The following is a 25,837-nucleotide window of genomic DNA, read 5'->3' as shown; positions in this document are numbered from 1 at the left end:
CGCGTCGGGCCGAGCGTCAACGTCGTCGCAGCCGGGGCCCGGCAGGCGACTACGGGGAGGAACTCCCATGCCCGCATTCACAGTCGAGCCGACCACCATCCGCGGCGTCACCGCCCGAGCCGTCCTCGACAGCCGCGGCAATCCCACCGTCGAAGTGGACGTCGTCCTCGCCGACGGGTCCCTGGGCCGCGCCGCCGTGCCCTCCGGCGCCTCCACCGGCGCCCGTGAAGCGGTGGAGCTGCGCGACAGCGACCCCCGGCGTTGGCACGGCAAGGGCGTCGACCGTGCCGTGGCCCATGTGAAGGGCGAGATCGCGGATGCCGTCACCGGGCGCGACGCCGACGACCAGGCCGGCCTCGACGCCGCGCTCGCCCTGCTCGACGGCACGCCCACCAAGGCCCGGCTCGGTGCCAACGCCCTGCTCGGCGTCTCCCTCGCCACCGCGAAGGCCGCCGCCCTCTCGCACCGCCAGCCGCTGTACCGCTACCTCGGCGGGGCCGACGCCCGCGTGCTTCCGGTGCCGATGATGAACATCGTCAACGGCGGCGCCCACGCCGACAATCCGCTGGACTTCCAGGAGTTCATGATCGCGCCGGTGGGTGCGGGGTCCTTCGCGGAGGCCGTCCGGATGGGCTCCGAGGTCTTCCACACGCTCCGCCGCGACCTGCTGGCCGCGGGCCACTCCACGGGCGTCGGCGACGAGGGCGGCTTCGCGCCCGCGCTGCGTACGGCCGAGGAGGCGCTCGACTTCGTCATGGCCGCGATCGAGCGGACCGGGTACCGGCCCGGCGCGGACATCGGCCTCGTCATGGACCCGGCGTCCTCGGAGTTCTACCGCGACGGCGTGTACGCGTACGCGGGAGAGGGCGTGCGGCGTACGTCCGCGGAACAGGTCGACTACCTCGCCAAGCTGATCGACGCGTACCCGGTCGTCTCGGTGGAGGACCCGATGGCCGAGGACGACCTCGACGGATGGCGCGAGCTGACCGCGCGGGTCGGGGACAGGTGCCAGCTGACCGGCGACGACGTGTTCTGCACCAACGAGGCCCTGGTACGCGAAGGCATCCGCACGGGGGTGGGGAACGCCGTCCTGATCAAGGTCAACCAGATCGGCACGCTGACCGAGGCGCTCGGCACGGTGGGCGCGGCGCGGCGGGCCGGATGGGCGGCGGTCATGTCGCACCGCTCCGGCGAGACGGAAGACACGACCATCGCGGACCTGGCCGTCGCCACGGGCTGCGGACAGATCAAGACCGGCTCCCTGTCCCGGTCGGACCGCACGGCCAAGTACAACCAGCTCATCCGGATCGAGGAGGAACTGGGCGCCTCCGCGATGTACGGATACGCCGCCCCGCCCGCAGCCTGAGGCACTCCGGCGGGCGCGGCTCTGGATCACCGGTCAGCGGGGAGGCGGGCCGCAGGCGGTCACGCCCGTCACCGACCCCCAAAGGCGATCGATGTGCCGTGGGTGGCGCAACCGGTGTGGAGGGCCCGGTCCGGGGCAGCCGTAGACGGGGGGAACCGATCCGGAGGAGGCGGTCATGCCCCGTCCCGTGACCATCGCGCGAGCCCAAGGACTGTTCAACCTGGCGGGCGGTCTGTGGCCGCTGGTCTCACTGCGGACATTCGAACGCATTTACGGGCCCAAAACCGACGGGTGGCTGCAGAAGACGAGCGGCGCTCTCCTGGCGTCGGCGGGCATCACCATGCTGTTGGCGGACGCGGGTACCGAGGGGGTCCGCCACGCCCGGCGCACCGGCATCGGCACAGCGGTGACGTTCCTCGCCATCGACCTGATCTACGTACCGCGCCGCCGCATTCCGGCCACGTACCTGTGGGATGCGGCCAAGGAGGCGGCGTGGCTGGTGGCCTGGTGGGCCGCGCGGTCGAAGGGCGGCGCGGGGGCGGACCGCGCCCGCCATCGGACGACGTCGAAGGCGCCGGCCTGGCGAGGCACGGCATGAACGGGCCCCGCGAAGACCGTCTGGAGATCGAGTTCATCGGCAATGCCACGCTTTTGCTGCGGTACGGCGCCATGACGGTGCTGACCGACCCCAACTTCCTGCACAAGGGCCAGTACGCCTATCTGGGCAACGGACTGGTGAGCCGCCGCCTGCACGATCCGTCCCGGGAAGCCGATGCGCTGCCCGCTCTGGACGCGGTCGTACTGTCGCACCTGCACGGCGACCACTTCGACCGTGTGGCGCGACGCCGTTTGGACCACAGCGTTCCGGTCTTCACCACGCCGCACGCGGCCCGGCGCTTGAGCGCGGTCCACGGTTTCCGTCGCGTCCGGGGCCTGGCAACGTGGCAGGAAGCACTCATCGGCGGAGCGGACAGTGAGGTCCGGGTCACCGCCCTGCCGGCCCGGCATGCCGGCAACCCGCTGCTGCGGCGGCTGCTGCCGCCCGTCATGGGCTCGCTCCTCCAATTCGGACCGGTCGGCGGACCCGCGCGCATCCACCTGTACCTCACCGGGGACACGCTGGTCTTCGACGGGCTGAACGATATCCCCCGGCGCTTCCCCGGCATCGACCTCGCGGTGCTCCACCTGGGAGGGACGACCCTGCCCGGCGGTCTCCTGGTCACCATGGACGCCGAGCAGGGCATCGAGCTCGCCCGCCGACTGGACCCGGCTCGCCTGATGCCCGTGCACTACGAGGAATACACGGTGATGAAGTCGCCTCTGTCCGCCTTCCTCGATGCCGCCCGGCGGGAGGGGATCGCCGACCGCCTCGTGCACTGTCGGCCTGGCGGTACGACCGTCCTCACGGCTCAGAACCCTTCTCCGTGACGTGACGCGTACAGGCCCCTGCGCATCGGTATCGGCCGTTGGCGCTCGATCCGACGACCAGGGGTGCTGCGGTCCGCTTTTCACTCCCGACCACAGTTCGTGGCGAGATGCCGGACCGGCACCAGCGTCAGCCGCGGAAGGGCAGCCCCACACGGTCACGAGCTCGGGACTTCATGCCGTCGGGTCCGAGCCACTCGGCGACCAGGACGGTGGCGTCGTCTGCGAGACGCCCGTCGTGGTGTCCCAGGATCGCCCGTATCAGGCGGCGCAGCGTCTCCGGAACGGGAAGGCCGTCGGCCTGGTGACGGATGAGGAAGTCCATGAAGCCGTCGAGTCCGAATTCACGGCCGTCCTTGTTGCGGGCTTCGGTGATGCCGTCGGTGTAGAGGACGATCCGGTCGCCGGGCTCCAGTTGCTCACGGCACAGGACGGGTTCCAGGCCGAGGTCGGTGCCCATGGGGTGGGCGGGCGGGCACCGCAGTCCGGTCGTCCACCGGCCGCCCCGAATGACCACCGGTGGATGGTGGCCGCGGTTGACCCATGAGAAAACCCCAGTGGTCGTACTGAGGTCGGCGAGGATCGCGGTCACGAACCGCAGCCTCCCGAACTCCTCCAGGAGGGTCTGCTCGATCGCGACCGTCGTCTCTACGAGGCCGTGGCCCTGGCGCCGGTTGTTGCGGCAGGCGGCGACGGCGAGGTTCGCGGTAATGCCGGCCGACGTGTCGTGGCCCATCGCGTCGAAGATTCCGAGGTGGACGACGTCATCGGCGAGCGCGTAGTCGAAGGCGTCCCCGCCGATCTCGTAGGCCGGCTCCACAGCGGCGCTGATCACTACGTGGGGGTCCGCGTAGGTCGTCGCAGGCAAGAGATGCCACTGCATCTCGGCGGCCACATTCATCTTCCGGGTTCGCACCAGACGGGCATGAGCGTCGCTGGAACCGCGCTTGCTCACCACCAGCAGCGCCACCAGAGCCGCAAGACGTTTCAGGTCCTCGCCCGTCTCTTCGTCATCGACGGGCGTCGCCACCCTCAGCACGCCCAGCCGTTCGGTACCGTCCAGCAGAGGCACCCACCACGTCACACCGTCCGGTCCTTCGTGCGGGAGCGGCAGCAGTCGGCCGAGCTGGAAGCACCTCCCGGCCATCGTTCCGGCCACCTGCAACTCGTCCTCGTCGGCCGGGGCGTCTTCTCCGCCGGTGAAGCCCTTGCCGGTCAGCCGCCGCAGCACGTCCTCCTGAAGGTCACAGAGGTAGATCGCCGCGTCCTGGAACCCGGCTCGGCCCGCGTGGGCCGCAACCTGAGTCGGCAGCTCGGCCCAGGGCATCAGGTGACTGGCCAGGAGCAGGCCGCCCAGCAGTTCCTGCATGCGGCAGGACCTGCTTTCGGTGCCCAGTGCCAATGTCCGACCACTCGTGCCGCGGCCCGTCATGACGGGCAACTCCCTCTGACGCCGACCCCTACGGAAAGCCCAGTGGATGCAACTCGCCACAGCCACACTGGTGCGCTCCCTGTGATCATGGGATCCTCACACGATGGGTGTAGGCGGCGCCGATCGGGCACCTTCCATGGCGTAGCAGGACGCAGAACCGCCCGCGCGCCCGCGACAACAACGCCGGTGTCCGAGATCGATGACGTCCAGCGCGCAGCCTCCGATCGGCAGAAGCAGGCTGGTCGATCCCTTCCAGCCTCCCACAACCACGCCGTCACCGACAGCACAGAGCCCAGGGCGCCCTCAAGGAAGCGACGGAGGACCCGAAAGCCCTCCGCTTCTGCCGGCCGGTCCGCCGGAAGGCCCGCGGGAGCGGATCAACCGACGGTGGGCGGAGATCCTCCAAGACCATCGCCTGCACGCTCCTGCTCATCCTGGACATCGTCCTGCCCCGTGCTCTCGCGGAGATCATCGTCGCCACGGTGATGCTCTGGTTCGTCCTGTGCTGGTACGTCGTGCCCCTTCGACTGCGACGCAGAGCAACTGGCCGCGGCACCTGGCGAAGGCCCCCGTGAGGGCCAGCTCGTAGCCGGGGCGATGCGCGGAGCGCGCTTACGCGTGGCCTGGACGGCCGGGCCCTTGCGCCCTCTCGTCCGCCCTCTCGTCTCGCCCTTCCTTCCTCCGGTCACCCGCTTGCTCGGAGCTCCGGCTGCGCCCGCCCGCCGGTGAACGGCCGCCACGCTCCTCCTCGGGGGTTACGTCGTTCTCGCCGGTGACTTGCTCCAGCGGCGACTTGCCAGTCCTGCCCTCGTCTCTCTTTCCCGAACGCTGCATCACTTCCGACCCTCCTCTCAGGCATCGGTTCTCCGCTGTGTCCGGTGCACACTGCGCCTTTCCGTCCTGCACCGTCTTAAGCGCACGAGGGCCGGACGTCCCGGGGTGAAGCGACCACTCAGATCGGGGGGGGCCATCCAGCGACCAGCGCACGTGAGGGGAACCCACGCCCGACGGGCGAGCAGGCCCCTCGACGGTCGTGAGCCAGGTGGTCCCGGCGGTACGTGTACTCCAGCAGCCTCAACGGCTGACCCCGCCATCCGGCTGTGACCCCGAGGCGGCGGGCCCCGCCGGTCATGGGTGACGTCGTCGTCTGGCAGGCGGTGCCGCGGTGCGCGGGCCCCGGCGGGCGGCCGTCAAAGGCGCGCACCGACGGAGCCCGGCATCTCACCCATGGCCGTCTTGGTTATCCGCGGCCGAACACCGACCGCTGGACGTCGTCGGGACCGTCGAACCGGTCCTTGGAGGAGGAGGCGAGTTCCTGGGTGATGTCCTGGCCGGCGCCGTTCTTCTCCGCCAGTTTCACGAGATCGTCCCGCTTCGCCGGGTACTCCGCCCCCTTGAGCGCCTTCTGTACTTCGATGGGGTTGACGTCTGCCATGTGTCGGTCACCTTTCCGATGGTCCATGCCGGCCGGCCTGCATACGGCATGGCGACTTCGTGCTTTTCAACGGCCTGGCCAGGGGTACCCCGCCGTATTCCGAGCCATTCGGGTTCCACCGGACTTCCCTCTGATGAGCGCGTACACCAGCCGCGCAAGCCCCGGGGTGCCTCCTCAGTCGATCGCCACCGTCACGGGTGGTCAGGGCTCTGTTCGGGCGGCGTGGGGCCACCCGTCTGCTTCCGGTCTTCCTCGCTGCCACCCGACTTCTTCGGATTCTGCGGCTGGGCGGCCTTGAGGTGCCTGCTTTCCTGGGGGGTCGCAGCACCCTTTCCGCTGCGTCGTGCCTCGGGTTGTTGAGCATCACCCATGGTCTCGTTCCTTTCGCGGTGGGCGTTGTCCTTCGTTCAGTGGCGGTCAAGGGGTCCCCATGCGCCTTGCTGCTGTTCGATCTCCTCTTCGGCCTCGGTGATGACTGCCTGGTCGACCCATCCGATCGGCAGCACGTCCCGCACCAGGGGTTCGTTGTCGGGCCCGCGGCCGGCTTCCGTACCGTGTAGCAGCCATGGCCTCACCCGCCCGTCCTTGACGTGCGGCAGGTGCGAGTAGTCGTAGAGGCGGCGGGCGGCCCACGTGCGGAGCGGCCGCTCGCCCCACCACTCTTCGACGTCCAAAGGGTTCGCGGAGAGCCCTGGCAGCTCGACACCGGTGAGCGCGTCCCGGCTCGACGGGACGGGGAGGTCGGCGTGCGGGCCCAGCGACCAGCGCACGTACAGGCCCTGCCGACTGGCGAGCAGGTCCGTCAGCTCGTCGAGCGACCCGATGACCGCCATCTGCCTCCAGTCCTGGCTGCCCTTCATGGTGGGCGGCTACCCGCCTTCGCGCATGCCACGCGTATGTGCATGGGGTGACGGGAGAGGCGCCGCTGGAGGCCTGATCAGCCGTGCTGGGACGGTCTCGCTCCTGCGCTGCGCCTGCCCGTCACACCGCGGAGGGTGCCGCGGCGCGCGTCAAGGTCAACGGGATCGGTCGGCGGCCTCGGCCCGGCTTACGAGAGCGGAGTAGCCGATCTGCAGGGCGTCGGAGACGGCGACCGCCGCCGCTGTCCGGACGACGGCAGAGGTGGCCCTGGGGAAGAGCATGCGCGCACCGGTGAGCGAGGTGGCGACCCACACGCTGAGGCAGAACGGGCAGCTCAGAAGCTCGCCCAGAGCCGGATGGCTGTGCTTGGGTACTTCGTTGAGTTCAGCCGGTGCTCCGGCCTCCTCCACGTCGGTGAACGGGGCCCGAAGCGGACGGGTGACCTTGGCCTTTGTGATCAGGCGGCTCAGCCGGAACGTCGCCGTCCCCGTCAGCAGCACTTCGTACACCGAAACGGGGTGCGCGCCGACCGAACCACGGCGGCGTACCAGCAGGGCCCAGCAGCCGGCATAGGCGCCGAAAGCGGCCAGGGCGGCCACCCGACCCGTGGACGCCTCGTCCTCGTCACCGCGGGCTGCCGCGCGGCCCTCGCGCGAGCCGGCGTAGGCGGCTTGACGGAGCCTCCGCAGTCGGGGGCTGGGGCGCAGGTCCGGCAGGCAGGCGCCGTAGGGGTCGAAGCCGTGCGGGGTGCGGGAGGCCGCCGGTGGTTCGGGGTGGAGGGTGAGTGTGGCGAAAGGCCGCCAGGGCTCGCCGTCGGCGGCGGCGCACAGCCGGAAGCGCACCGGCCGCTCGCGCAGCTCCGCGGTGAGCGCCGGCCCACCGGTCGGCAGGCGGCGCCCGCGCTCGGCCGGGAAGGCTGCGATGACGCGCTCCCGGTCCGGGAAGCAGTAACCGGTGAGAGTGCTGTACGGAACGTCTCCCCGCAGGCGGGGCAGCGGCAGGTGCCGGGCGAACCGGGAGGTGCCGCTGGAGGTGAGGAGCAGATCGAACTCCCGGCCCGGGGGGTCGGTACCCGCGTCGATCACATGTACCGCGAGCCCCATGCCGTCGGGGAGGGGACCGGGCAGCCCCGCAGCCCGCGACCAGCGCACGACCGCCTCGTAGCGACCGGGCCGGTCGAGGAACGGCACCGACCAGGGCTTGGCGGCATCCGGCTGAACGTCCACGAAGCCGCTCACCAGCAAGCCGCCGGGGTGGAGGGCCGGACGCCCCCGCACCCGTGCGACCGTACGGGCCAGCGCGCCGACCAGCCTGACCGGCACCGTCCGCCTGCGGCGCGCCGCAGGGGAAGATCGGGGAGCATTCCGCGCATACAGATGGTGGGGGTCCATGCGCAGCGCATGCCCCTTCACGTCCGACTCATGTGGCGGTGACGAGCGGGGCGCGGAGCCCTCAGGCCGAAGGGCATCAACCCGATGCAGATCGCGGTCGCCGACCGCCACCGCACCGGACACGAGATCCACCACGTCACCACCGACCTCGCCCGCTGGAGCGTCGAGCACGCCGACCCATCGCGGATGCCGCCCAGCCCCCTACGGTCTCGACCTGCGCGGCGGAGGGGGCACCGCCCCGAGCCCCCGCCTGCTCCTCCTGCGCGACCTTCGCTCACTCCACCTCGACGCGGGCGGTGCAATGGTCGGCCCGGCTGAGCCGGTCGGGGGAACACGCCGCCGCCGGCAGCGAGCGGTGGCCGGAAACCCGCCGGGGGCGGACAGACTCCGGAGGGCCCCGCGTCCGCGTCTGGCGGGGTATGCGCGGCTGCGCGCTCCCGTGTCCCGTGTCCCGCGTCCCGTTGTCAGGAGACTCCATGACCTTCAATCCGCTGGAGCAGCGGGGCATTCCGCTGGACCGTCAACTGCGCAACTGGCGCGAGCTGAACGTGAAGCCGATCGACCCCGACCGGTGCGACCCGTACACCCGGTGCCGGATCATCACGATGAACGGGATCGAGGTCGAGGCGATCCTCTTCAGCCACAACCTCGCCCGCAACACGGTTGACCCGGACATCAAGCGGCAGCTCGCCCGGACCCGCTACATCGAGGCGCAGCAGCAGAAGGTGGTGAACTGGCTGCTGCCGGGGGTGTCGTCGGTGCTGGAGACGACGATCGCGTACGAGCAGGTGGCAGTGGACCTGACGTCGTGGGTGGCGCGGATGGAGCCGGATCCGTACCTGCAGCAGGCGTACCAGTTCGGGGTCTTGGAGGACTTCGACCATCTCTACCGGTACGCGAACCTGTACGAGATGATCGAGCACCGCAAGGCGGAGGCGATCGTCGACGGGCTCACCGAGGTCATGCCGGGCCGGCCGACGAAGTTCCACCACCGCGACGCCTTCGACAACGTGCGTGACCCGTACGAGAAGGACGGGACCGATCCGCTGTCGAAGCTGCATGCGCTGACCATCCTGTCCGCGGAACAGCAGACGATGAACTTCTACATGAACACCGGCCCCACCTACATGGAGCCGATCGCCCGCCGGCTCTACCAGGAGATCGGCCTCATCGAGGAGGAGCACGTCACCCACTACGAATCCCTGGTGGACCCTGGTGAGACGTGGTGGGAGCAGTTGGTCACCCACGAGTACAACGAGTGCTACCTCTACCACTCCTTCATGGAGCAGGAGAGCGACCCCAAGGTGAAGGCGGTGTGGGAGCTGCACCTGAACATGGAGCTGGAGCACCTCCACACGGCGTGTGACCTGATGCGCCGGATCGACGGCAAGGATCCGGCGGAGATCCTGGCGCCGGAACTGCCGAACGTGCTCACCTTCGAGCCCAACAAGCAGTACCTGCGCGAACTCCTCGCCACCCAGATGGACCTCACCACCCTCGGCGCCGGCTACGTCCGCGAGGCCCACGAGCGGTTCGAGAAGATGCAGGAGCAGATCCACGGGGGCGACGAGCCCCCGAGCGAGCGCGTGATGGCGGAGCACGACGCGATGTTCGGTCGCGAGTACCGCGTCCAGTCCGAGGGCGAGCACCCCGACCCTGCGATGCGCGAGAAGTGAGGCCCAGCCACATGTCCGAGCTCCAGACCCCGCAGGCCGCGGACGACCAGGCGTCCGACACCGATGTGGTGGCGCTGCTCATGCGCCAGCACGGCGACATCCGCAATCTCTTCGACGAGGTGGAAGCCTCGGACGGCGAGGAGCGGCGCGACGCCTTCCGCCGTCTCGTACGCCTGCTCGCCGTGCACGAGACGGCGGAGGAGGAGGTCGTGCACCCCTTCGCCCGTGCTCTGGCGGGCGGAGCGCAGGTCGTGGAGGACCGCCTCGCCGAGGAGAAGGCGGCCAAGGAGACACTGGCCGAACTTGACAACCTGGACACCGACGACCCGACGTTCATGCCCCGGTTCATGAGGCTGAGGGCGGACGTACAGGCGCACGCCCGCGCCGAGGAGCGCTACGAGTTCATCCACATCCGGCGGAGCACCGACGTCACCGAGCTGGCCGCGATGGCCAAGGCCGTCAAAGCCGCCGAGGCCATGGCCCCCACCCGGCCGCACCCCGGCATCGAGTCCGGCACCGCGAACGCGGCACTGGGACCGGTCGTGGCACTGGTGGACCGCACCCGGGACGCCGTCCGCAAAGCCACCGGGAAGCACTGACGTCTTCAGCGAGTCGGTGGTCGGGCGGCCGGTGCGGCGCTTCGGGCGCCCGAAGCGGAGGCCCGAGGGCCGCGCCGGCCTGGAGGAGTGTGACGAGCAGCAGCGTCGGGTCCGGGTGGGCGTCCCTGTAGAAGGCCAAGGGCGTCGGGGGCGCGGACCGGTCAGCAGCTAGCACCGATCGCCCGGGGCGTCGGCCGTGACGGCGTCGAGCAGTGCGGCGCCCACGCCCCGGCCGCGTGCCGCCTCGGCGCGGAGCGTGGCGGCGACCTGTGGGTAGCAGCGGCCGGACGGGAACTGCGGGGGGGGGGTGGGACAGGCCGTCGCGAGGCCGATCACCGCCGCACCGTCGAAAGCGAGCGCAGCCACGAGGCCGGGCCGAGGCGCTGCGTCGGTCACCCGTTGGAGGAACCGTTCCGTCGCACGCCCGTCCTCGTTCCACGGCGGCTCGGCGAAGGCCTCCGTGTGGACGCGCCGTATGCCGTCCTGCCGAGCGAGCAGTTCAGCGCCGGACACCCGACGCACCACCACGGCGCTCACACCACTCTCGCGGCCATACCGGCGACGGGGTGCAGGGCAGCGTATTCCAGGGGCGCGGACGGGTCGATGGACATGTCGAGCTGGGCGGGGTCGGAGCCGACCCGGACCAGCAGGTCGCCGACGCCCACGGCGACCTTCAACACCGGCTTGGAGGGTGGTCGAGTTCGCCGCCGGGATCCCCCACCTCCTCAAGGGCGAGTTCACCGACAACGCGGGCACCGGCATCGACGTCCACTCACTGCGCAGCCCGCTCGGCGTCGTCGCGGGCATCACCCCGCAAGCCGGTCTCGATGATGGCCAAGGAGGCCGTCAACCGGGCCTTCGAAACCACCCTCACCGAAGGCGTCCGCTTCGAACGCCGTCTATTCCAGGCGGTGTTCGCCACAGCCGACCAAAAGGAGGGCATGTCTGCCTTCGTGGACAAGCGCCCGCCGCACTTCACGCACGGCTGAGCACGGCACACCCGGTGACCGGGCGCCCGGTAACGTCATGGGGTCACCCGTACGGGAGAAGAGGGCACCTGGTCGTGGACCTGGGCATCATCGGGCAGGCCGCCGGGCTGTTCACCGTTACCAACATCGACGACATCCTGATCCTGGCGCTGTTCTTCGCCCAGGGCGCCGGCCACCACGGTTCCACCCGGCGTATCGTGCTCGGCCAATACCTGGGGTTCGCCGCCATTCTGGCCGTGGCCGTGGCCGCCGCGTTCGGTGCCACGTTCCTTCCGGAGTCGGCCGTCCCCTACCTCGGCCTGCTGCCGCTCGCCCTCGGTCTCAAAGCCGCCTGGCAGGCGTGGAAGGACCACCGCGGCGGCAGTACGGACGAGGAGGAATCACCGCCCCAGGAGGGCGGCCCCAGCCCGCTGGAGGTCGCCGCGGTCACCTTCGCCAACGGGGGCGACAACATCGGTGTCTACGTGCCCGTGTTTGTCACCGCCGGGAGCGGCGGGATGGCCGTCTATGCCGTGGTCTTCCTCGCCTTGGTGGCCGTGTGGTGCTTCGCCGGCCGGTTCTTCGCCACCCGACCCGTCATCGCGAGGGCCCTTGCCCGCTGGGGCCACATCCTGCTGCCCCTGGTCCTCATCACCATCGGCCTGCTCATCCTTGTCGAAGGCGGCGCTTTCGGCCTGTGACACGTCGAGGCCCCGGACCGTCGTGTCGTCGATGACCCGGAACTCCTGTTGCCCGAGGTGTCCCTACTGAGGGATCGAGACGTGCACATCCTGGTCTCGCGGCTCGGACGTCCCATGTGATCAGGGACTCATCCACTTGGTCGGACAGCGTGCGGGCGGTAGCGTCACGGCGACATCGACACATAGCGACGACGGCGAGACGGAAGCCCGGTGTGAATCCGGCATGGTCGCGCCACTGTGTGCTGCGACGGCACCCTTCCGGGGTGGCGGCGCGGCGAGTCAGACCCGAGGACCGTCGTCCCGCACCACCACATGGGACGCGTTGTTCCCCGAGGAGGTTCCACCATGGCCGAGGCCGTCGCTTCCGCTGCCATACCCACCACCACCCTCTCGCCGTCGGCTCCGCTGCCCGTCAAGGCCGTGCTGCCCTGGGCGCTGTTCGTGGGCCTGCTGATGCTCGTGGCGCTGTACTTCGTCGGAGCGGAGCAGGGCGCCACCGCCGTGTTCTCCGGCGAGGGCGTGCACGAGTGGGTGCACGACGGCCGTCACCTGCTCGGCTTCCCCTGCCACTGAGAGGCTCGCGCACATGTACGCCTCCACTGTCAGAGGTCTGCTGGTCCGCGGCATGCTCGCGGGCCTGATCGCCGGACTGTTCGCCTTCGCCGTCGCCTACGTGGTCGGTGAGCCGCCCGTACGCGGCTCCATCGCCGTCGAAGAGGCCACCGCCGCCAAGGAAGCCGCCCCCGCGGCCGGTCACGCCGGTCACGGCGGTCATGGTGGCGGCGACGCCCCGGCCGCTGCCGAGGAAGAGGAAGAACTCGTCAGCCGGCCCGTGCAGTCCACCGTCGGACTCGCCACCGGCGTCCTGGTCTACGGGGTCGCGCTGGGCGGCATCGCCTCCCTCGCGTTCTCCTTCGCCCTCAACCGCGTCGGCCGCTTCAGCCCGCGGGCCACGGCCGCCCTCACTTCCGGCGGCGCGTTCGCACTGGTCTACCTGGTGCCGTTCCTGAAGTACCCGGCCACCCCGCCGGCCGTCGGCAACCCGGACACCATCGGCCAGCGCACCACGCTGTTCTTCCTGATGATCCTGCTCAGCGTCCTCCTCGGCGTCGGCGCGATCATCCTGGGCCGGCGGCTGGCACCCCGCCTGGGCAACTGGAACGCCACCCTGACCGCAGGCGCCGGCTTCGTCGTCGCCACGGCGCTGGCCTTCCTCGTCCTCCCGGACAACGCCGACGCGGTCAAGCCCGAGTTCCCCGCCGCCCTGCTGTGGGAGTTCCGGGTCGCGTCCATCGCCGTCCAGGTCGTGCTGTGGGCGGTGTTCGCCATCGTCTTCGGCGTCCTCGCCCAGCGACTGCTGGCCACCCGCACCGACACCGTCAGTGCGGAAGCGCCCGCACCCCGCACGGCGTCGGCTCTCGGCTGAGCCAGATCCACACCAGCGCTCGACGGCCCGGGGCCGGACACGATTGCGTGTCCGGCCCCGGGCCGTATCCCTCAGGCGTTGCGCCCACGAGACAGGCTTGACCTCACGGGCGGCGTAGACGAGGTTTTCCAGCAATGTTGCACGTGTGCCAGCAGGGGGCGAGATGAAGTACGACCTGTCCGGCCGCCTCGTCATAGGGATCGCCTCCAGCGCCCTGTTCGACCTCACCGACTGCGACGCGGTGTTCCGGGAGCAGGGTGAGGACGCGTATCGCGCCTACCAAGAGGCCCACGTGGACGATGTCCTGGACAAGGGCGTGGCCTTCCCCTTCGTCCGGCGCCTGCTGTCGCTGAACGACCTCGCACAGCCCCTCGATCCGCTGGTCGAGGTCATCATCCTGTCGCGCAACGACCCGGACACCGGGCTCCGCGTCATGCGTTCCATCGCGGCGCACGGTCTGCACATCAGCCGGGCCGTGTTCCGGCAGGGCCGGTCGACACACAGCTTCATGCCCGCTCTGAACATGTCCTTGTTCCTGTCGGCCAACGGTTCGGACGTGCGCGCAGCAGTGGCCGACGGAATGCCGGCGGGGCATGTGCTCAAGACAGAACGGGTCGATGACGACGCCGACCAAGAGCTCCGCATCGCCTTCGACTTCGACGGCGTACTGGCCGGCGACTCGTCCGAGCGGATCTACCAGACCGCCGGCATCGACGAGTTCCGCGCACACGAAGTCCTCAACGCGACCACCGCGCACGACCCCGGCCCCTTGAAGGACTTCCTTTCAGGCATCAACCGCATCCAACGCCGCGAAGAGGAAGAGCGCCGCAAGGATCCCGCCTATCAGCCCCGCCTCCGGGTGTCCTTGGTCACCGCCCGGGACGCCCCCGCGCATGAACGTGCCGTGCGGAGTCTCAAGCAGTGGGGACTTCGCGTCAACGAGGCGTTCTTCCTCGGCGGCATCGACAAGGCCGCCGTGATGCGTGCCCTCGATCCGCACATCTTCTTCGACGACCAGGTCTCCCACCTGAACGGCACGGCGCCGGCCACCCCAAGCGTCCACGTACCGTTCGGAGTCGTCAATACACTCCCGCGCATGCCTGGATGAGACCAGCTGTGTCGGGAACTCCCGCCCGGGTGGCGACGACTACCTGCCAGGAAGCGCCTGCCCGAGCACTCGCACGGGCAGGTCACCGTGCCCGAGCACGGAACGGACACAGGCGAGGGGCCCCTGGCAGGAGCCCGTGCAGGAGTGACGATGGCCCGACAGCAGCAGACTCCCGGTGGAACGCCTCCCTCCCGGAGGCGCTGGGCTCCGCCACCAGCCCTGTCGGGCTTCCTCGCTCTGCTGGTCCTGGTGTTCGCCGTCTCCTACGGGGTCGGCTCGCTGGCCGGTCCGGTCGCGCCCGGCATGCACGCCGAGGAGACCACGCCCGTGGAGAACGGGAGTTCCGGCGGCCACGGCCACAATGGTTCGGGCGGCGCTCATTCGGGAAGGCCGCGATGACCGCGGGTCAGACGGTCGCCGTGACGGGCACGGATGACCTGACCGACACCGACCTGATCGTCGAGGGCATGACCTGCGCGGCCTGTGTGAACCGTGTGGAGAAGCGCCTCGGCCGGATCCCCGGTGTCACCGCCACGGTCAATCTGGCGACGGGCCGGGCCCGCGTACGCCATCCGGCCGAGGTCACGGTGGGCGAGCTGGTGGCGGCCGTGGAGAAGGCCGGCTATACCGCCGGCCTGCCCGATCCGCCGGCTGCCTCCCGCGGCCAGGACGCGAAGGCGACGCCGGCCGAGGGGGACGGGCGCCGCGAGAACGAGCGGCTGCTGATCACCGCGCTGCTCTCCGTTCCCGTGCTCGTCCTGTCCATGGTCCCTGCCCTCCAGTTCCGCAACTGGCAGTGGCTGTGCCTGGTGCTCGCGGCTCCCGTCGTCGTCTGGAGCGCCTGGCCGTTCCACCAGCGTGCCGTCCGGGGCCTTCGGCACTCGGCGGCCACGATGGACACCCTGGTCTCACTCGGGGTCGCCGCGTCGTTCGCCTGGTCGGTGTACGCACTGTTCCTGGGTGGTGCGGGAGTTCCGCACATGCGCATGCCCTTCACCGTGTGGCCGTCGGCCACCGGTGGTGTCGCGCACGTCTATCTGGAGGCGGCCGTCGGCGTGCCGCTGTTCGTGCTGGCGGGACGATTCCTGGAGGAGCGGGCCCGGCACGGCACCGGGGAGGCCCTGCGGTCGCTGTCCGCCCTGGCCGTCAAGGACGTTGCAGTGCGCGAGAACGGGCGGGAGCGGCGCATCCCAGTCGACCGACTGCACGTGGGGCAGGAGTTCATCGTCCGTCCGGGGGAGCGCATCGCCACGGACGGCGTGGTGGTCTCGGGGAGTTCCGCCGTGGACCTTTCGCTCGTGACGGGCGAGAGCGATCCCGTCGAAGTCGGGCCGGGCCAGGGGGTGACGGGCGCGGCGGTGAACGCGGGAGGGCTGCTCGTCGTCCGGGCCACCGCCGTCGGGGCGGACACCCAGCTCGCCCGCATCACCCGTATGGTCACCGAGGCGCAAGCGGGCAAGGCGGCGGCCCAGCGGCTGGCCGACGCGGTGGCGGGGGTCTTCGTCCCCGTCATCGTGACGGTCGCCGTCACCGTACTCGGCTTCTGGCTGGGGGCCGGGGCCGACGGGCAGCCCGCGATCACGGCGGCGGTGGCCGTCCTGGTCGTCGCCTGTCCGTGTGCGCTGGGCCTCGCCACACCCACCGCGCTGCTGGCCGCCACAGGTCGCGGCGCCCAACTCGGCATTCTGGTGCGCGGACCGCGGGCGCTGGAGTCCCTGCGCCGCATCGACACGATCGTGCTGGACAAGACGGGCACGCTCACCACGGGGACCATGAGCGTCGCACGGCTGACGGTGGCACCGGACGGTTTCGGCGCCGATGCGGTGCTCCGGCTGGCCGGGGCGGTCGAGCAGGGCTCCGAGCACCCTGTCGGCCGCGCCCTGGCCGTCCACGCACGGCACGCCCTACCGGACGAAGTGCTGCCAGCGGTCGAGGACTTCCGGGCCACGCCCGGTGCGGGCGTGACCGGCCGGGTGGAAGGGCACGTGGTCGAGGTCGGCTCCCCCGCAGGCGATCTGCCGGACGTACTGGCGAAGGCACTGGCCGCGGCGGAATCCGCGGCGCTCACACCGGTCGTCGTACGGGTCGACGGCACCGCTCTCGCGCTCTTCGCGCTCGGGGACGTCCTGCGGCCGGGAAGCTACCGGGTCGTCGAGCGGATGCGCCGGCTCGGAGTGGAGCCGATCCTCGCCACGGGAGACCGTGAGGCGCCTGCCCGCGCGATCGCGGCGGAACTCGGCATCACAAGGCTGCACGCCGGTTGCACCCCGCAGAGAAAGGCCGAACTCGTCGCACAATTGAAGGCGGAGGGCCGACGGGTCGCCGTCATCGGCGACGGGGTGAACGACGCCGCTGCGCTCGCGGGCGCGGATCTGGGCATCGCCATGGGCAGTGGTACGGACGTCGCCATCGGCGCGGCCGACGTGACCTTGGTACGCGGTGGCATCGAAGCGATGCCCGACGCGGTCCGCCTGGCCCGGCGCGCCCTGGCGACGATCCGGGCGAACCTGGTGTGGGCCTTCGGGTACAACCTGATCACCGTGCCACTGGCGGCCGTGGGCTGGCTGAGCCCGATGTTCGCCGCCGCCGCGATGTCGGCCAGCTCGGTGCTGGTCGTGGGCAACAGCCTTCGCCTCAGGGGATGGAGTCCGGACCGCGGGGGATCGTCCCTCCCGCTTCGCGCCCGAGGGGGCTCCGCCCGATGACCTCTGCCGACCGACCGGCCGAAGCAGCGCGCCGGCTCCCGGTCCGCGGCCGGCTGCGCGAGGCCTACTTGGCCGCGGCCGTTCCGGTGATCGCCTGTCTGGCCGCCTTGTGCGGACTGACCGCCTGGGTCTCGTCCGGGGCTGCCGGGAGCCCGCCGCGGATCGAGGTGACCGGCGCGCGGGTCTTCGCTCCCTACCCGGGCAAGACGGACACCGCGGCGTTCTTCCGGATCTCCAACGCGGGCGGGGCGGACGACGAACTCCTCTCCGTGACCTCACCGGCCGTGGAACGGGCGATGCTGAGCAGGCACGACACGGCCGGCACGGGAGCCCATTCGATGGGGATGACCGGCCCCGTCAGCCTGCCGGCCGGGGGCACGCTCGTCATGTCTCCTTTCGATCTCGACGTGATGGTGCGGGCACGGGCGGGCTGGCAGCCGGGCGACGCCGTCCCGTTCGTGCTCCACTTCCGGCACAGCGGCCCCGTCGAGGCGGTGGCACTGGTGGTCCGGCCCGGCAGCTGAACGGTCCGGGCCGGACCTTCGGCGGGTCAGGCCGCTGCGACGGAGTCGAGCTTGCCCGCCTTGGCGTCCTCCACGAGGGAGCCGAACTGGTCGGCGCTCATCTCCACCCGCTGGCCGAAGTCGTCGGTGATCACGACCCGGCGGTCCACCGGGGCGGATTCGTCGACGAACAACTGCGGGCAGCCGCAGTCGCACTTGCCGCAGAACGTCGCCACGGGTTCCAGGGAATTGGTATCGGTCATCTCAGGTGCCTTCCGTAGTCGCGTCCGACAGCGCAACGGCATCCCGCCACCCGCGTCCCGGACGTGGTGGGAATGCCCGTTCGGCGAGGCGGGCAAGCACCGGCCTCGCACCGGATCGGAGCACGGCCGACGGCCGCAGTGCTCCCGCTGCTCCCAGCCGCTGTGAAGTGGCGGAAACCAGAAGGGACATCGGTACGACTACCTGAGAGAGGCCGGTGATCCAAGGGCTTGCACCCCGTTGGGCTCACCCGGCCTCCGCCCTCACCGGCCTGACGAAAGAGAGAAGCCATGGATGAGCAGCGCTACCGCGTCACTGGCATGACCTGCGGCAACTGCGTCAACCACATCACCGATGAGGTGACCCAGGTACCCGGGGTCGACGGTGTCGTCGTCGACCTCGCCGGGGAGGCCGTCACCGTCAGTGGTGTCTCCCTCGACGACCGCCTGATACGGGAGGCCATTTCCGTGGCGGGCTACTCCGTCGCGGCGGCCCGCTGACCAGCCGTACGGCCTGCGCGTACCGCTCCCACTTCAACCCCCTTGAGAAACGATCCGGAGCCCGGGAACTCCTCGCAGGCACCGTCCGACTACCGCTGTGTGGAGGTCGGCTCGGCCCGCCTCCACACAGCAGCGAACGACCGAAGGATGTGTGATGGGCGGGCTCGATGTACGGATGCGGGGAGTCGCCTGCCGGCACGGCCGGGTGGAGGCCGTCGCCGACGTGGATCTGAAGATCGCCGCGGGCGAGCGGGTGGCGCTGACCGGAACCAACGGTTCGGGCAAGACCACCCTGCTGCGCGCGGTTCTCGGTCTGCACCGCCAGGTGGCGGGCTCGATCCTGGTCGGCGGACGGGACACGCGCACGCCGGCGGAATGGGCCTGGCGGCGGCGGGCCTGCGCCTGGATCCCCCAGAAGCCCGCCGCGGGCCGTTTCCCGCTGCTCGGCGGGGAGTTGCTGGCCAGCAGCGCCGCGCCGGACGACGCCTCCGAGGCAGCCGACCGGCTCGGGGTGGGTCAGCTGGCCGGACGGCCTCTGCACACGCTGTCCGGAGGACAGTTGCAGCGCATGTACCTGGCCCGGGCCATGGGCTGTGTGGCCGCGGGCGCGGAGGTGCTGCTGGCCGACGAGCCGACGGCCGCGCTCGACTTCGACGGGCAGGCGGAGGCCGCCGACGTCCTGACCTCGCTGCCGGTGACGCTCGTCGTCGTGACCCACGACCGGGCCCTGGCCGACCGCTGCGACCGGGTGCTGGAGATGGCCGCGGGCCGGCTGCGGGAGGTCCGGTGACCACCCTCGCCACCGCGGACCTCGGCGCCCTGCTCCAGCTGGTCCCCGTACAGAGAGCCGGGGCGGCCCTGCTGCTCGCCGCGATCGGCCTGCCGGTCATCGGGGTCGTCATCGTCGGGCTCGACATCATGCCGGTGCGGTTCGCCATGATGCACGTCGCCCTGCTGGGCATCGCCGTCGGCCTCCTCACCGGCCTCGACCCGATGCTGTGCGCACTCGTCGCCTGCGCCCTGGCCGGAGCGGGCGTCGCGCCCCTCGCCCGTACCCCGGACGGCCTGTCGGGGGCGATGGGGCTGCTGATGAGCCTGGCCATCGCGGCCGCGCTGCTGCTGCTCGCCGTGTCGGGGGTCAACGCGTCAGGGGCGTTCGCCCTCCTGTGGGGGTCGATCCTGTCCGTCGGCACCCCCGACCTCGTCGTCCTGGGCGTGCTCGCCGTGCTCGTGCCCGGCCTGTTCTGGTGGAAGCGGCGCGACATCGGCCTCCTGCTGTACGACCGTGAGCTCGCCCAGTGCTCCGGCGTCGCCGTACGCGCCCTGACAGCAGCGCTGCTGGTGCTGGTCGCGGTCGCGGTGGCCGGGGCCATCAAGCTCACCGGGGCGCTGCTCGTCGACGCCCTGACCCTGCTGCCCGCTCTCGCCGCCCGGCGTCTGGGCAGCTCGCTGAGGTCGATCACCCTATGGGCGATCGGCATCGGCGTGACCGTGAACCTGACGGGATTCCTCCTGGCCCTGTGGCTCGACTGGCCACCGGGCCCGGTCCTCGTCCTGACGGCGGGAGCACTCGTCCTCGCCGTCCATCTCATTTCCGAACGGAGAACCAGCCCATGGCGCGCACCCGCGTCCGCATCCCTTCCCTCCTCGCACTGACCGCGGTCACGCTGGCCCTCGTCACCGGCTGCGGCAACAACAGCGACAGCACCGGCGACGGCAAGAACGACAGCGCCTCGTCCCCCGCCGCGTCCGGCGCGCCCATGGCCGGGAAGAAGCCCGTGGTGGTCGTCACCACCACCTGGGAAGGGGCCTTCGCCAAGGCCGCTGGCGCCGAGGACGTCAAGGTCATCGTCCCGCAGTCCGTCCACCACGCCCCCGACTACGACCCCAAGCCCTCGGACCTCGCCGCCGTGGCCAAGGCCGACTTCGTGCTGTACGCGCCGTTCGAGCCGTACGCCGCGAAGATCAAGGAGGCGGCCGGCTCCAAGGCGAAGCTGGTCGAGGTGAACCTCGACAACCACCCTGACAAAGTCAAGGCCGAGGTCGACAAGCTGGGCGGGCTCTTCGGCACGACCGACGCCGCGACCACGTGGAAGACCGGCTTCGATGCGGAGTACGGCAAGCTGAACAAGGACCTCCAGGCCGCCTGGCCCGCCGGCAAGAGCCCCAACGTCGTCACCCAGGTCTTCACCGCCTGGGCGGCCAAGCTCGCCGGCGCCACCACCGTGGGCACGTACGGCCCCGAGGCCGTCACCCCGGCGCAGCTCGCCGAGCTCTCCGCGAAGAAGCCGGCCCTGGTCCTGGACAACGCCCACATGTCGACCGGGACGGTGCTGCCCGACTCCGGCGCCAAGCAGATCAAGATCGTCAACTACCCGGGCGAGGACCTCGACCTGCTGCCGGTCTACCGCAACGCGGCCGCCGAGCTGAAGAAGGCCATGAGCACCTCCTGAACCCTTCCGCCGATGCCCATCGGCCGACCGCATCCCGGGGCGGACTGCACGAACCGCCCCGGGATGCACCCGTTCGAGCCTTGTTTCTTCCCTGTGATTCGGCTCACCGGAGGTCGCTCCGCTCGCTGCCGGGTACGCCCCACCCAACGGCCTTCCCCAGGCCAACGCCCTTCGGTCGGGATACCGTTGACGGTTCATGAGCGGATCGGACGCCCGCCGGGGCCTTCGAGTAGCCCATCACGCAGCGCTGACCGCCAGGTAGGGCGTGGATGAGTTGAGCCCGTGCGCGGACCGGGAACCTGGCTGAGACAGACCCGGGCGGGTCTGCTCTGCGCCTCCGCGTGCCTGTCTCTGGGCGCCGCGAGCCATGTCCTGGCCGGCGGGCAGCTCCCCGGCGCGGCGAGTACGGTCGGGCTCTGTGCAGTCCTGAGCATCGTGTGCGTTCTGCTCCCGGGCGGGCGTCCACGGCGGTTCGAGGCGACGACGATCGCACTGGGCGTCGTCCAGTTCTCCCTGCCACTTCGCCTTCCACTCGCTGACCGCCGGCGACGACGGCGGACCGGGCATGGCTTCCGGACAGCAAGCCCACCACTCCATGGCCGGCATGGGCCCTGGGCGGGAGGGCATCGTGGATGCCCTCCCGCCCCGGTGGTCGCGTGTTTTCGGTTCGGGTCCCTACCGGGACCAGACCGTGCCGCCTGCCTCGTACTCCAGCGTGGCTTCCACGCTCGTCGCCGTGTCGGGCCCGAGTTCTCGGCGTACGAGCCAGAGGGCGAGCTCCAGGCCGGAGGTGATGCCTCCGGCGGTGACGAGGTCGCCGTCGTCCACGACCCGCCCGTTCTTCAGTACCCCGCCCTGCTGTTCGAGGTCGGGGCGGGCCTTGTGGTGGGTGGTGCAGGGCCGTCCCCGGGTCAGTCCGGCGGCGGACAGAAGCATCACGCCCGTGCACAGGGCGCTGATGGTGAGCCCGGTGCGGGGCGCGGCGGCCAGGGCCCGTGGCAGGGTGCCGCGCCGGATCTCGGCCCACACGCCCGGGTCGTCACGGCGCGCGTATCCGCCGCCCGGTACGACGATCACATCGGCCTCGTTCGGGGCCCACGGATGCGCGACCTCGATCCGCGAGCCGTACGAGGCACGGACGAAGCCGGGGCGCGACGTGGTCACGTAGCGGACGTCCACCGGCCGCCCGGTGAAGAACCGGGCGGCAGAGAACACCTCGTACGGGGCGGCGAAGTCGAGCTCCTCGACTCCGTCGAACATGACGATGTGGACGCGCAGGGGGCTGCCGGCGGGGGCGGATGGCCGCCCGGCCGCGGTGGCGGTGGTCGCCGCTGCGGCTGGTGCGGTTCCGGCGAAGCCAGCGATCGCGCCGGTGGCACCGATCGCGGTCGAGGCGCGGAGTAAGTCCCTTCGGTTCATCACGTGCTCCTGCTCAGGGTCGGGCGGGTGGTCGGGGCGAGGCGTGACCGATCAGCCGGCCTGTGCGAGCGGCAGTCCGGGGTCGGCTGCCGGGGTGGTCGGCAGGTCCGCGGTCAGTCGTTCGCGGAGGGCTGCGCGGTCGGGCTTACCCGCAGGGGTCAGGGGCAAGGCGTCGACGACGAGGAGGCGCTCGGGGTGCTTCTGCCGCTCCAGGCCGCGCACGGTCAGGTGGGCGCACAGGTCTTCGAGCGTCGGGGTCTGCCCGGTGCGCGGGACCACACAGGCCGCCAGTCGTTCACCCATCAGCGGGTCGGGGACGCCGACGCAGACGACGTCGCGGACCTGGGGGTGGGAGCTGAGCTCGCGCTCGACCTCGGCGGGGCTGATGTTGGCGCCGCCGCGGATGACGATGTCCTTGAGCCGGCCCACGACGTGCAGGACTCCGTCGGGGTCCAGGTAGCCGAGGTCTCCGGTGCGGACCCAGCCGTCGGAGGTGCGGTAGCGGGCGTCGAGGTCGGGGGCGGCGACGTAGCACAGCGGGGTCATCGGACCGCGCGAGATGATCTCCCCCACAGCCCCGTCCGGCAGCGCCGCGTGGGTGTCGGGGTCGGCGATGCGGATCTCCGCGACCCGCGGGTCGGGGTGGCCGGCGACCACTCCTGTGCCGTCCGTGGGCGGGACGGTGTGGGCGAGCCCGGTGTGGCAGTTGACGCCGTCTGCGGAGCCGTAGAGGTTGACGACCGGGCAGCCGAACGCCTTGGCCGCGGCCTCCGCCGTGGTCTCGTCGAGCGGCGCGCCGCCGAGGACGAGGGCGGTGGGCGCCGGCAGCCGTTCGCCCGTCACGTCGAGGCGTTCGAGCATCATGCGGATCATGGTCGGCACGCCCAGGACGTGCGTGGGTGCGTGCTCGCGCACGGCCGCGAGGGCTGCGTCGGGGGTGAAGTGGTCGAGCAGGACCAGGGTGCCGCCGTGCCGGGCGAGGGTGACCGCGGTGCCGTTCGAGCCGAACGCGGAAGCCAGCGGGACCAGGAACAGGCAGCGGGGCGGGGTGCCGTCGGGGATGAGGGAGGCGAGGAAGTTGCCGCGGCCACCCGCCAGGGCGTTGTGCGAGTAGGCGATCATCTTCGGCTCGGCCTCGGAGCCGGAGGACACCAGGATGCGGGCCGCGCTGTCCGGGTCGGGGCGGGCCGGTACGAACGCCTGCGGGTCGGAACGCATGGCCTCGGACCAGGCCACGGTTCCCTCCGGTGCGGTCCCGGGGCCCACGGCGACGACATGGCGCAGGGCGGGCATGGACCGCGAGAGCGCCAGCAGATCGGCGGCGTGGTGGAAGTCCCGGTGTTCGACTGCGGCGATGACGGCGACGGCCTCGGCCCGGCGCAGCAGGCATTCGGCCTCCAGGACGCCGCGGCCGACGGGGAAGGGGAGGGCTACGGCGCCCAGCGCGGCCAGGGCCAAGTCTGCGATGACGGCGTTGCGGTTGTTGGGCAGTTGGACGCCGACCACGTCACCCGGGCGTATGCCCAGGCCTCTGAGGCCGGCGGCCAGACATCGGACCTTGCGGTCCAGAGCGGTGTAGCAGAGCTTGCCCTTGGCGTCGAGGACGGCCGTCTGGTGCAGGTTCGCGATCTGGCGGGCCCGGAAGAGGCTGTAGAGGTCGAGGTCGGGGCAGGTGCCGTCAACCACCCAGGAGCGGCGGAGGTCGGCGGGCAGCAGGTCGTGCAGTACGAGCCTGTTGGCGGTCACGCGAAGCTCCAGGGGTCGGAAACGGCGGGGGCACCATGCGCGTCGCGGCTGATCGAGCCGGCGAAGCGCGGGTCATGGTGCAGGTCGGACAGGTCGGTGGTGACCGCGGTGGCGGTCAGGCCGAGCGAGCCAAGCCGGGCCAGGGCGTCAGAAGTGCTCAGCCCGCGCAGGTCCTGGGCAGCCTCCGCCGGGGCACTGTCGTCGCAGGGGGCGATCCATCCGTCCGCCGTCGCCAGCGGATGGCGGAACCCGGCCGGGAGGCGCGGGTTCTCGCCGCGAGCCATGCGCGCCAGGGCGGGAGCGGTGAGGGTGTCGGCCGCACCGAGGAGGGAGGAGTCCACCCGGACACCCCGGCCCGAGCGCTCCCTCAGCAGCAGCCCGGCGAGGACCGCTTCGGCGCCGTGCAGGCCCCCGAGCACGTCGAGCAGGGTCATCAGCGACGGGGCCGGGATCTCGCCCTCGGGGCGAACGGCCTCGCCGACCCCGGTCCTGGCCTGGACCATGAAGTCGGTGCCCATGGGGGCGTCGGCGATCCGGTCGGCCCAGCCGCCGGTGTACGCGTACACCAGCGCGGGATTGACCCGTGCCAGGTCGCCGGAGTCGAGGCCGAGCTCGGCGGCCTTGCCCGGCGCCCAGTTGTGCAGGAAGACGTCCGCTTCCCCGGCCATCTCCCGCAGGGCGCGGCGGTCGGCCTCGGACTTGATGTCGATCTCCACGGCCTTCTTGCCCCGGTTGAGGGCGAGCCAGCGCGCGGAGATCCCGGAGCAGGCCGGGGGCATGCCGCGCAGCGGGTCCCCGCCCGGCGGCTCGATCCTGATGACCTCGGCGCCCAGCAGGCCCAGTAGGTGCGCGGCGAGCGGGGCCTGGATACGGCGGCCCGCTTCCAGCACCGTCAGGCCGGCCAGTGGCAGCGCCGAATCACGAGACACTTGGCCGGCCGAAGCGGCCCGGGGCGGCGTGGGGAGGCCCTCGGTTCCGAGCGGCCGGAGGGACCAGGGCGGCGCGCCGTCGGCTTCGGCGTGCCGTTCGGCGAGGGTGTGCAGGACGCACACCTCGGCTCCCGAAAGGGCTGCGGCCTGCCGGATCCGGGACAGGGGGTGTGTCCGGGTGACGGTGTGGAGGGCCGGCGGGAAGGGGGCGCAGGCGGTGGCGTACCGGAACTGGAAGGGTCGCCAGCCGGCCCGCATCGCGTCGGCGGGTGCGTCCAGGGCCCGCCAGAACGCGGCCCAGGCACCCGGGTCGAGCGTCTCCAGCTCGAAGAGCACTCCCTCGGCGGAGGTGAAGGGCGGTCCGCCGGGCGCGAGTTCCGCGGCTTCGCCCTCGTCCGCTCCGGCAGCGGCCAGGTACTGCGACACCGCGAGCAGCCCGGCGCGGTCCGCGCTGGTGGTGACACGGGTGGCGGCCTTGCCGCGGGCCTGGCCGATCAGGCCCGCGAGCAGCCCCTGAACGGCCAGGACGCCGGTGGTCGTCGCCGCGTAGTCGGCGGCAAGTCCGCGCGGGCTGCCGTCGCGTCGGCCGTGGACGGCCATGACGCCGGTGGCGGCCTGGACCGTGGCCTCGTCGACGAGCCCGCTGCCGGGACGGCCCCAGGTGACGGTCGCGTGCGCGGTGTCGTACCCACCGCCGGTGAGCGTGATGGCACCGGACGCGTTCTGCTGCCCGGTGGCTTCTTCCTGTGCGCCGAGCAGCCGCAGGTGCCGTGCGACGACGCTCGTGATCTGCGGGGGGCCCGAGATGCCGAGGCTCAGTGTGTCGAGTGGCCGGACCGTCTGCGAGATTGCCGGTGACGCCATGCCTCTCCTCTCCCGGCGCGGCGGTGGCCGTCGCCAAGGTCGTGCGGAAAACGCGGAACGCGGGAACTC

The 25,837-nt window shown here is 71.3% G+C and carries 25 protein-coding genes and 3 pseudogenes; 18 read left to right on the top strand and 10 right to left on the bottom strand.

All coding sequences use genetic code 11. The annotated features are described in order from the left end of the window. The first annotated feature begins 67 nt into the window (after window positions 1-67). From eno to ABZ128_RS04205, 3 genes are all read left to right on the top strand, one after another. Window positions 68-1,366: a phosphopyruvate hydratase gene (gene eno / locus ABZ128_RS04215; protein ID WP_356845933.1), complete on the top strand. Its 1,299-nt coding sequence runs from the start codon at window positions 68-70 to the stop codon at window positions 1,364-1,366. 175 nt (window positions 1,367-1,541) lie between these two features. Further along, window positions 1,542-1,964: a hypothetical protein gene (locus ABZ128_RS04210; RefSeq protein ID WP_356845932.1), complete on the top strand. Its 423-nt coding sequence runs from the start codon at window positions 1,542-1,544 to the stop codon at window positions 1,962-1,964. After that, window positions 1,961-2,794, top strand: coding sequence for an MBL fold metallo-hydrolase (locus tag ABZ128_RS04205; RefSeq protein ID WP_356845931.1), 834 nt, complete (start codon window positions 1,961-1,963; stop codon window positions 2,792-2,794). The genes ABZ128_RS04210 and ABZ128_RS04205 overlap by 4 nt, the downstream gene beginning before the upstream one ends. Before the next feature lie 127 nt (window positions 2,795-2,921). Here the strand turns inward: ABZ128_RS04205 and ABZ128_RS04200 are convergent, their stop codons facing one another. From ABZ128_RS04200 to ABZ128_RS04185, 4 genes are all read right to left on the bottom strand, one after another. Next, on the bottom strand, window positions 2,922-4,160 hold the full coding sequence (locus tag ABZ128_RS04200; RefSeq protein ID WP_356845930.1) for a PP2C family protein-serine/threonine phosphatase: 1,239 nt from the start codon (window positions 4,158-4,160) through the stop codon (window positions 2,922-2,924). A gap of 1,303 nt (window positions 4,161-5,463) precedes the next feature. Then, entirely contained in the window at window positions 5,464-5,658 is a 195-nt protein-coding gene (locus tag ABZ128_RS04195; protein WP_356845929.1) for a DUF2795 domain-containing protein, read from the bottom strand. A 407-nt stretch (window positions 5,659-6,065) separates the two neighbouring features. Continuing rightward, entirely contained in the window at window positions 6,066-6,518 is a 453-nt protein-coding gene (locus tag ABZ128_RS04190; RefSeq protein WP_356845928.1) for a DUF6098 family protein, read from the bottom strand. 156 nt (window positions 6,519-6,674) lie between these two features. Beyond that, window positions 6,675-7,841: a DUF1360 domain-containing protein gene (locus ABZ128_RS04185; protein ID WP_356845927.1), complete on the bottom strand. Its 1,167-nt coding sequence runs from the start codon at window positions 7,839-7,841 to the stop codon at window positions 6,675-6,677. 545 nt (window positions 7,842-8,386) lie between these two features. Here ABZ128_RS04185 and ABZ128_RS04180 point away from each other — a divergent pair. Both ABZ128_RS04180 and ABZ128_RS04175 read left to right on the top strand, forming a co-directional pair. Beyond that, window positions 8,387-9,586 carry a hypothetical protein gene (locus tag ABZ128_RS04180; RefSeq protein WP_356845926.1) on the top strand — a complete coding sequence of 400 codons (1,200 nt, stop codon included), beginning with the start codon at window positions 8,387-8,389 and terminating at the stop codon, window positions 9,584-9,586. Window positions 9,587-9,597: 11 nt separating this feature from the next. Further along, window positions 9,598-10,185, top strand: coding sequence for a hemerythrin domain-containing protein (locus ABZ128_RS04175; RefSeq protein ID WP_356845925.1), 588 nt, complete (start codon window positions 9,598-9,600; stop codon window positions 10,183-10,185). A 168-nt stretch (window positions 10,186-10,353) separates the two neighbouring features. Here the strand turns inward: ABZ128_RS04175 and ABZ128_RS04170 are convergent, their stop codons facing one another. Next, entirely contained in the window at window positions 10,354-10,698 is a 345-nt protein-coding gene (locus ABZ128_RS04170) for a GNAT family N-acetyltransferase (protein WP_356845924.1), read from the bottom strand. 20 nt (window positions 10,699-10,718) lie between these two features. Continuing rightward, window positions 10,719-10,844, bottom strand: a pseudogene (locus ABZ128_RS04165) (tRNA (adenosine(37)-N6)-threonylcarbamoyltransferase complex transferase subunit TsaD); the annotation flags it as partial. Here ABZ128_RS04165 and ABZ128_RS04160 point away from each other — a divergent pair. The 9 genes and pseudogenes from ABZ128_RS04160 to ABZ128_RS04120 form a co-directional block, all read left to right on the top strand. Further along, window positions 10,836-10,999 (top strand): annotated as a pseudogene (locus tag ABZ128_RS04160) (methylmalonate-semialdehyde dehydrogenase (CoA acylating)); the annotation flags it as partial. The pseudogenes ABZ128_RS04165 and ABZ128_RS04160 sit on opposite strands and share 9 nt — an antisense overlap. 4 nt (window positions 11,000-11,003) lie before the next feature. Beyond that, window positions 11,004-11,174 (top strand): annotated as a pseudogene (locus tag ABZ128_RS04155) (enoyl-CoA hydratase-related protein); the annotation flags it as partial. Window positions 11,175-11,248: 74 nt separating this feature from the next. Next, window positions 11,249-11,854: a cadmium resistance transporter gene (locus tag ABZ128_RS04150; protein ID WP_356845979.1), complete on the top strand. Its 606-nt coding sequence runs from the start codon at window positions 11,249-11,251 to the stop codon at window positions 11,852-11,854. A gap of 345 nt (window positions 11,855-12,199) precedes the next feature. Further along, a complete protein-coding gene (locus ABZ128_RS04145; RefSeq protein ID WP_356845923.1) occupies window positions 12,200-12,427 on the top strand; it encodes a CbtB-domain containing protein in 228 nt (75 codons plus the stop codon). 13 nt (window positions 12,428-12,440) lie between these two features. Continuing rightward, window positions 12,441-13,280: a CbtA family protein gene (locus ABZ128_RS04140; RefSeq protein WP_356845922.1), complete on the top strand. Its 840-nt coding sequence runs from the start codon at window positions 12,441-12,443 to the stop codon at window positions 13,278-13,280. Between the two features lie 163 nt (window positions 13,281-13,443). Further along, the gene (locus ABZ128_RS04135) at window positions 13,444-14,388 is read left to right on the top strand and encodes a 5'-nucleotidase (RefSeq protein WP_356845921.1); all 945 of its coding nucleotides are present in this window, start codon (window positions 13,444-13,446) and stop codon (window positions 14,386-14,388) included. A 150-nt stretch (window positions 14,389-14,538) separates the two neighbouring features. Continuing rightward, entirely contained in the window at window positions 14,539-14,787 is a 249-nt protein-coding gene (locus tag ABZ128_RS04130; RefSeq protein WP_356845920.1) for a hypothetical protein, read from the top strand. Beyond that, window positions 14,784-17,093: a heavy metal translocating P-type ATPase gene (locus ABZ128_RS04125; RefSeq protein WP_356845919.1), complete on the top strand. Its 2,310-nt coding sequence runs from the start codon at window positions 14,784-14,786 to the stop codon at window positions 17,091-17,093. The genes ABZ128_RS04130 and ABZ128_RS04125 overlap by 4 nt, the downstream gene beginning before the upstream one ends. After that, window positions 17,090-17,617, top strand: coding sequence for a copper chaperone PCu(A)C (locus tag ABZ128_RS04120; protein ID WP_356845918.1), 528 nt, complete (start codon window positions 17,090-17,092; stop codon window positions 17,615-17,617). The genes ABZ128_RS04125 and ABZ128_RS04120 overlap by 4 nt, the downstream gene beginning before the upstream one ends. A gap of 26 nt (window positions 17,618-17,643) precedes the next feature. On the opposite strand, the gene ABZ128_RS04115 is transcribed toward ABZ128_RS04120, so the two are convergent. After that, entirely contained in the window at window positions 17,644-17,859 is a 216-nt protein-coding gene (locus tag ABZ128_RS04115; RefSeq protein WP_356845917.1) for a hypothetical protein, read from the bottom strand. A 288-nt stretch (window positions 17,860-18,147) separates the two neighbouring features. Here ABZ128_RS04115 and ABZ128_RS04110 point away from each other — a divergent pair, with 288 nt between their 5' ends. The 4 genes from ABZ128_RS04110 (at window position 18,148) to ABZ128_RS04095 (ending at window position 20,810) form a co-directional block, all read left to right on the top strand. Further along, window positions 18,148-18,357, top strand: coding sequence for a heavy-metal-associated domain-containing protein (locus tag ABZ128_RS04110; RefSeq protein ID WP_356845916.1), 210 nt, complete (start codon window positions 18,148-18,150; stop codon window positions 18,355-18,357). A gap of 154 nt (window positions 18,358-18,511) precedes the next feature. Further along, complete coding sequence (locus ABZ128_RS04105) at window positions 18,512-19,147, top strand: ABC transporter ATP-binding protein (protein WP_356845915.1); 636 nt, start codon at window positions 18,512-18,514, stop codon at window positions 19,145-19,147. Beyond that, window positions 19,144-20,013 carry a metal ABC transporter permease gene (locus tag ABZ128_RS04100; protein ID WP_356845914.1) on the top strand — a complete coding sequence of 290 codons (870 nt, stop codon included), beginning with the start codon at window positions 19,144-19,146 and terminating at the stop codon, window positions 20,011-20,013. Before ABZ128_RS04105 ends, ABZ128_RS04100 begins: the two co-directional genes overlap by 4 nt. Beyond that, window positions 19,971-20,810 (top strand): zinc ABC transporter substrate-binding protein, encoded by an 840-nt coding sequence (locus tag ABZ128_RS04095; protein WP_356845913.1) that lies wholly within the window; start codon window positions 19,971-19,973, stop codon window positions 20,808-20,810. The genes ABZ128_RS04100 and ABZ128_RS04095 overlap by 43 nt, the downstream gene beginning before the upstream one ends. A 675-nt stretch (window positions 20,811-21,485) precedes the next feature. On the opposite strand, the gene ABZ128_RS04090 is transcribed toward ABZ128_RS04095, so the two are convergent. The 3 genes from ABZ128_RS04090 to ABZ128_RS04080 are packed head-to-tail and all read right to left on the bottom strand — an operon-like array spanning window position 21,486 to window position 25,768. After that, window positions 21,486-22,229 (bottom strand): DJ-1/PfpI family protein, encoded by a 744-nt coding sequence (locus ABZ128_RS04090; protein ID WP_356845912.1) that lies wholly within the window; start codon window positions 22,227-22,229, stop codon window positions 21,486-21,488. A 51-nt stretch (window positions 22,230-22,280) separates the two neighbouring features. Continuing rightward, entirely contained in the window at window positions 22,281-23,975 is a 1,695-nt protein-coding gene (locus ABZ128_RS04085) for a class I adenylate-forming enzyme family protein (RefSeq protein ID WP_356845911.1), read from the bottom strand. Then, the gene (locus tag ABZ128_RS04080) at window positions 23,972-25,768 is read right to left on the bottom strand and encodes a CoA transferase (protein ID WP_356845910.1); all 1,797 of its coding nucleotides are present in this window, start codon (window positions 25,766-25,768) and stop codon (window positions 23,972-23,974) included. Before ABZ128_RS04080 ends, ABZ128_RS04085 begins: the two co-directional genes overlap by 4 nt. Window positions 25,769-25,837: the final 69 nt, after the last annotated feature.

The organism is Streptomyces sp. NPDC006326 (assembly GCF_040612915.1).
Classification (GTDB): Bacteria; Actinomycetota; Actinomycetes; order Streptomycetales; family Streptomycetaceae; genus Streptomyces.
Note: the sequence above shows the minus strand (reverse complement) of the source record. Positions and strands in the feature narration are given on the sequence as shown.